Genomic DNA, 5,708 nt, shown 5'->3' on the forward strand with positions numbered 1-5,708 from the left:
GATAGAACTCAAAGGTATCCTTCACATTGCTGTATTCGCAGGAGATGCCCACAATAGCGATATCATCGGGAATAATCTCTTCCAGCAGGGCCTTGCCGGCCGCCGAATCCAGATTCCCTTTTTTGACCTGATCAAATATATACTCGCCTGCTCTCATTGCGTTCGCCTCTTTCAATGTTTTTTGACTTTTATCGCTCATGCCTTCTGGAATCTCAAGAAATCCAGCAGGTCGGCGGCATCCGGGGCAGCTTCAGACATCACCTGCTGTACCGGCACTTGTATGGCTTGTTCCATGAGCTCTGCCTGCCCGTTGATGGTCGGAATGGAGAACAGGGTGGTCACATCAAAGCTTCCCGGAAAAGAACGGTTAAGCTCATCGCATAGCTGCACGATCGTAATGGAGTCTCCCCCCTGCTCAAAAAAACTGAGCTGCGGGTCGTAGCAGTCGTCGCCTAGCGTCCGCTTCCAGGCTTCGGTGACACCTTGCACGGCTGTGGATGCGGCGACTGACGGAGCAGCTTGCGGCTGCGGGCTGCGGCTGACGGAGACCTGTTCCGTTCTGCCGAACAGCGAGGAGTAGTCCTCGGCTGCAGTCTTCAGCTTCAGCATGGAAGCCTGCCGGACTCCCGAATGGACGAACTGATCGATCAGCTTGACGCCATCCCGGCTATGCAGCTTCTCAAAGTAATAGTCCGCCTTGCCGGCTGACATGCCGACATCCTCCCATCCGGTCAGATTCAAGGTCCGGATATTGCCGCCGTCTACTGCCAGCCCGGATTGATACGCGTTCGCCGCGCAATACTCCGTCTGTCCCATGGCTCCGATCAGACCGGCGACGGAAGCAAAGTGGATGATCTCCCGGACATGGGGGAAATATTTGCCGAGGAGGTAGGAGCCGTTGATTTTGCTCCTTGTCCGCCCGCAGAATTCCGCTTTGGACTTATTGGCGAACAGCCCTCTTGCCGGTTCTCCGGCGAAATTAAGCACATAATCCACATGCTGTCCTTCCCCCGCGGCCAAGGCCTGTACCTGATGCTCATCTGTGACATCCAAGGCGAGATAGCGCAGATTAGCGGGGTGAGGTTCACCCTTCCATCCCGGGCTGCGTCCAGCGGCAATAATGCATGTGTCAGGATAGGCGGCAGCCACATACTTGGCATATTCTCTTCCGATCCCTGCAGCGCCGCCGATAATCAGGAGTGTCCGTCCGGCCAGCCGGGTTCGTCTGCCTGCAGTTTCAGGCTCTTGAAGCGGAGCGTCCGGAAATCACCGGCTCTATGCACAATCAGATCCTCGTCATGATAGTTATAGCGGCTGAGCTCCAGTGATTCCTGACCATAGGGACTGTCGATCAGCCTGATCTTGAAATTCAGCTCCAGGCGGAGAGCGTAGATCCCCATAGCCACACTACGGCTCAGGGCGTTCATTTCATCCCGGCCGAACAGCCCGGTGCTGATGTAATGAAACTCTTTCAGACGGTTCCCGCGGTTAAGCTCCACAAGCCAGCAGCCGAGATCATAGGTCTCTTCCGCTATGGAGGATTCGTCCCTGTAGGGCTTATCCCACATATAAATGCTCTGGGCTGCTTCCGCAGCCGGCAGCAGCTGCTGCAGCTCAGAGATTTCCCTGAAGTAATGAACCGGCGCTTCCGGCTGCAGTACTCCCTGCCAGGACTGATGCATAATCAGCAGCGGCATCTGCGGCTCTTCCCGTTCCTTGAATACCGTTTCGATATAATGCTCCTGCTTGAAGTAATCCCCCCGGGGCTCCCCGCCGGTCGTCAGCGCATTTTTGACCTTGTAGTTTCTAACCGTAAGAACCGCTCTGCCTAAGCTGTCATACAGATTAATGTCCAAAGATAATATAATATTACCGATGTTATCCGAAGTTTTCTCGCGTATCCTCAGATCCGAATAGAAGTCACTTCCGGAAAGTTCGCCGCTGCCGAAATCAATTTCACTCCACAGCCAAGGAAACAAAATGTCGTTCGGCTCCGCGATCCGGTTCAGGGCGTTGAACGCCGGGTCCAAGAGTGATGGATAGAAGCTGTATAATCCAAATTCCCGCTCATAGCCGGCAGGTGCCTTCAGCTTCACCAAGGCGCGGCCATGGTCACTGCTCACCCAGAGCTTGTCCACTGTAGCCCATCTTCCGGAGACCTGCAGCCCGCTGACTCCGCCATCTCCCACTTGGCTGGTGACGGCAATTTCCTGCAGCTCCGTTTCCGCGCCCAGCTCCATAGCGGCAAGCCCGCCTTCGCACTTGCGTACCAGCTCGAATTGAAGCCAGTTCCGGTGCTCTCCTGTGACAGAATAGGAGACCGTGCCGCGAAGGGTTATTTTATCCAGGATAAGGGTGATCGTAAATGGCTCCTGGCGTACCGAGAGAGGGGCCAGAATATGCAGATTCCGGATATTGAACTGTGCCAGTTCATAGGCGGTAGATCGCAGGCCCTGGGTAAGAACTTCGAAAATTGCAGTGCCTACCATCAGATGGCTGCCGCCAAAGGTGTGTTCCCTGATCTCCCAGCACTGCTGCAGCGTCAGCGGAAATTGAACACTCAGCGTATGCTCCGTATCCAGCCGTTGAAGGGGGCTGCTGACCGAGAAGGAGTTTCTGTCCAGCGGGAACCAATAGGGCTGCAGCTGCAGCTCCAATGCCTTTCCATTGCCAACTCTATTGCCTTCGTAGCCTTCCAGGATGACATGGGCATTCGTCCCTGTCATGCCGAAGGAGCTGACCCCGGCCAATGAACGCGGAGGGAGCGGACTGCATTTGTCCGGGACATAGAATACCGAATGCTCGAACTCAATTTCTCCATTGGGAATTCTGAAATCGGGATGCGGCAGCAGGACGCTGCGCTGCAGGCTCATCACGGATTTAATCAGTGAAAATAATCCGGAGGCCACATCCAAATGGCCGAAATTCGATTTGCAGGCCGTAAGAGCGACCGATTGCCTGCTCACGCCATGCTCCAGAAAAAAAGGATTCAGGCTTTCGAATTCGATGCTGTCCCCGATATTCGTGCCTGTTCCATGGGCTTCGATGAAGGCCAGCCGGTCCAGCTGATCTTCCAAGGGGCTCCATGCTTCCGCAATCAGGTTCTCCTGGGCCAGCGGGTTCGGGGAGGACATGTTGACGGTATGCCCGTCATTATTCACGGCATAGCCTTTGATCAGGCCATAGATCGCGTCGCCGTCACGCTCGGCATCCTCACGTCTTTTGAGAATGATAGCGCCTACCCCTTCCCCGATGGAGGTGCCGGTGCTCCGCTCATCAAAGGCTTTGGTCGTAGCATCGGCTGCCAGAATATCTACCAGCTTGTCGGCCTTCTCGCCGGGCTTAATGTACAGGTTGGAACTGACCACCACCGCATAATCAATATCTCCGCGGCGCAGCTCGTTCGAGGCCTGAACCACGGATACCAGCGAAGAGGAGCAGGCTGTATCCGTCATGACCGCCGGCCCTTTCAGATCAAATATATAATTGATCCGGCTGGCGATAGTCGAATTCAGCATACCCAGCAGGTCCGGAGTTAGACCAAGCGCCTGCAGCTGCAGCTGATACTGGTATTGCTGCGTGGTATTCACGCTGCCGTAGACGCCTGTCCGTGTACCCCGGATGTCTTCCAGATAGCCGCTGTCATTCAGCGCCCGTGTTGCAGAGAGCAGGGTCAGCCGCTGGTTGGGGTCCATATACTCCGCACTTTTCCGGGCGATATGATAAAATTTATGATCAAATTCATCGATGGCTCTGAAATAGGAGCCTTCCATGTAACGTTCTTCATCCTCAGACAGCCCGCTCCGGTTCAGCCGCTGCGCAGGGAACTTCCCCTTCGATACCTGTTTGCCGCTTATAAAGCGCCAGACTTCTTCCTGATCCCGGCAGCCTGGCATGGACAGATCCAAACCTATTATGGCAATATCCTCCTTACTCAAGCTCCCTCACCTCCCTCTTCTTAAACGCCTCATTCACGTTGTTATCCGATCTTCCAGGCTAGACGGTTGCAATATTCGGCAATCTCATCAGCCGGAACCTCTTTGGTGCTCAGAATCAATTCCAGCAGAGACAGTGTCTGCCTGATATCCTCCGGCGAAGCCTCCTTGCCGATTTGCGATTTGATTCGGTTATAGCCGCTCATGACGATATTGTCATAGGCTTCGGCATCTGTGCCGTTATTTTTGGTGGAGACAATGATGCCCAGCGCCCGGGAGAACACATCATAATGCTGGTTGACTTCAATATCATCCTTCAGCTCTGTACGCAGCAGGCCGATGGTCTCTTCGCTATGGAAGGCAAATACCCCGTCAAGGGATTTGAACATTTTGACGAACATCCCGTTTGGCGACAGATCTACGAAGAGCTGCACACCCTGGCTAAGTGCATAATCCACCGACGGCTTCCAGCGGACCGGGCTGACCATTTGAGCAGCAATTTCCTCCCGGATATTCGTGAAATCATACAGCTTTGCGCTCTTATTACTGATCACCTGTGTCTGCAGTCTCGTGCTGAAGGACAGCCCGCGAAGCTGCTCATAGACCTCTTCAGCCGCTTCCTTCATATAAGGCGTATGGAAGGCTCCGTTCACGCCGAGCATCACGCCTTCGAGCTGGTGGTGCTTGACGAATTCCTGAATGGCCTGCCTTGTACCGGAAATTACAGTCTGCTGCTCCGAGTTCAGATTGGCTGCATAGACCTCATCCCAGCCGGCTGCCAGCGCCTCGACCTGCTCAGGTGCGGCGAATACTGCCATCATTCCGAGGCTCTCCTGCTGCTCAATCGCCGCCTTCATTGCCTTCCCGCGGATATCCACCAGCTGAAGTCCTTCCTCATAGGTCACTGCCCCGGCAATGGTCAGCGCGGTAAGCTCCCCCAGACTGTGGCCAAGCACATAGCTGGGATACAATCCAATCTGCTGTTTGTATAATTGGTACATGCACATGGAGCCGACATAGGTGGCGAGCTGCGCTTTATGTGTGTCCTTGCTCAGATCGGAGGTCAGCCATTCCGAAACCGGATAGCCCAGCTGCCGTTCTGCCGTTTCAATAAGGTTACGGGCTTCCGGGGATTCCAGCCAGAGCTCTTTTACCTGTTCCGTAAACCTCGTTCCCTGCCCGGGCAACAGTAATGCAATATTCATTTAATTAGCCTCCTTTAGATGGTCCATAATTTTTCCGGCCAGCAGTTCCGCCGTATGATAATTGAAGAAATCCGAGATTTTAAGATTGATATTGAAGGATTCCCTGATTCTTTTCTTGAACTTCACCAGCAGGAGCGAGTCCATGCCGAGATCGAAAAAGCTTACATTCGCCTGCACTCCCGCCTCCCCCAGCAGGGCGGATACGATTCCGGCGACCTCGTCATAAATCCTTCCGCCCGGTGTTTCCGGGGCTGCTTCACCGCCATGCTCCTCTACCTTCGCAGTGAGCGACACTAATTCGCCAACCCGTAATCCGCCGCCGGCATACGCATACAGCTTCTGAAGGATAGAGTGGAACAGGGCCAGCAGTGCCTGCAGATCCGTCAGTCCGTATTCGCTGGAGATGATGCTGATCTCCCAGTCATTTCCCGTCTTGTATACGGAGAAATGCAGACCATACTTCTCATCACGGTAGCCATGGGCTTCCTCCAGCTGAATGCCGTGGGCCTCATTTAAGGTTTTGGCGATCAGGCTGCCGGATTTATAGTCAAAGACAATATCCCTGAAA

Annotated in this window: 5 protein-coding genes; all 5 read right to left on the bottom strand. The window is 54.2% G+C overall.

Features of this window, described 5'->3' with window-relative positions; all coding sequences use genetic code 11:
* A partial coding sequence (locus AQR02_RS19510) for a hypothetical protein (RefSeq protein ID WP_159067796.1) occupies positions 1-199 on the bottom strand: 199 nt, incomplete at its 3' end.
* A complete protein-coding gene (locus AQR02_RS19515) occupies positions 196-1,149 on the bottom strand; it encodes a beta-ketoacyl reductase (RefSeq protein ID WP_054941898.1) in 954 nt (317 codons plus the stop codon). The genes AQR02_RS19515 and AQR02_RS19510, both read right to left, overlap by 4 nt.
* 44 nt (positions 1,150-1,193) lie before the next feature.
* Complete coding sequence (locus tag AQR02_RS19520) at positions 1,194-3,938, bottom strand: polyketide synthase family protein (RefSeq protein ID WP_054941899.1); 2,745 nt, start codon at positions 3,936-3,938, stop codon at positions 1,194-1,196.
* 41 nt (positions 3,939-3,979) lie between these two features.
* Positions 3,980-5,140, bottom strand: coding sequence for an ACP S-malonyltransferase (locus AQR02_RS19525; protein WP_054941900.1), 1,161 nt, complete (start codon positions 5,138-5,140; stop codon positions 3,980-3,982).
* On the bottom strand, positions 5,141-5,708 hold a 568-nt coding region (locus tag AQR02_RS31485), incomplete at its 5' end, for an acyl carrier protein (RefSeq protein WP_159067797.1).

The organism is Paenibacillus ihuae, from assembly GCF_001368795.1.
Lineage (GTDB): Bacteria > Bacillota > Bacilli > Paenibacillales > Paenibacillaceae > Paenibacillus_AQ > Paenibacillus_AQ ihuae.

Excerpts from the sequence above, each read along its gene's own strand:
- AQR02_RS19525 (WP_054941900.1), bottom strand. The coding sequence starts at position 5,140 with ATGAATATTGCATTACTGTTGCCCGGGCAGGGAACGAGGTTTACGGAA.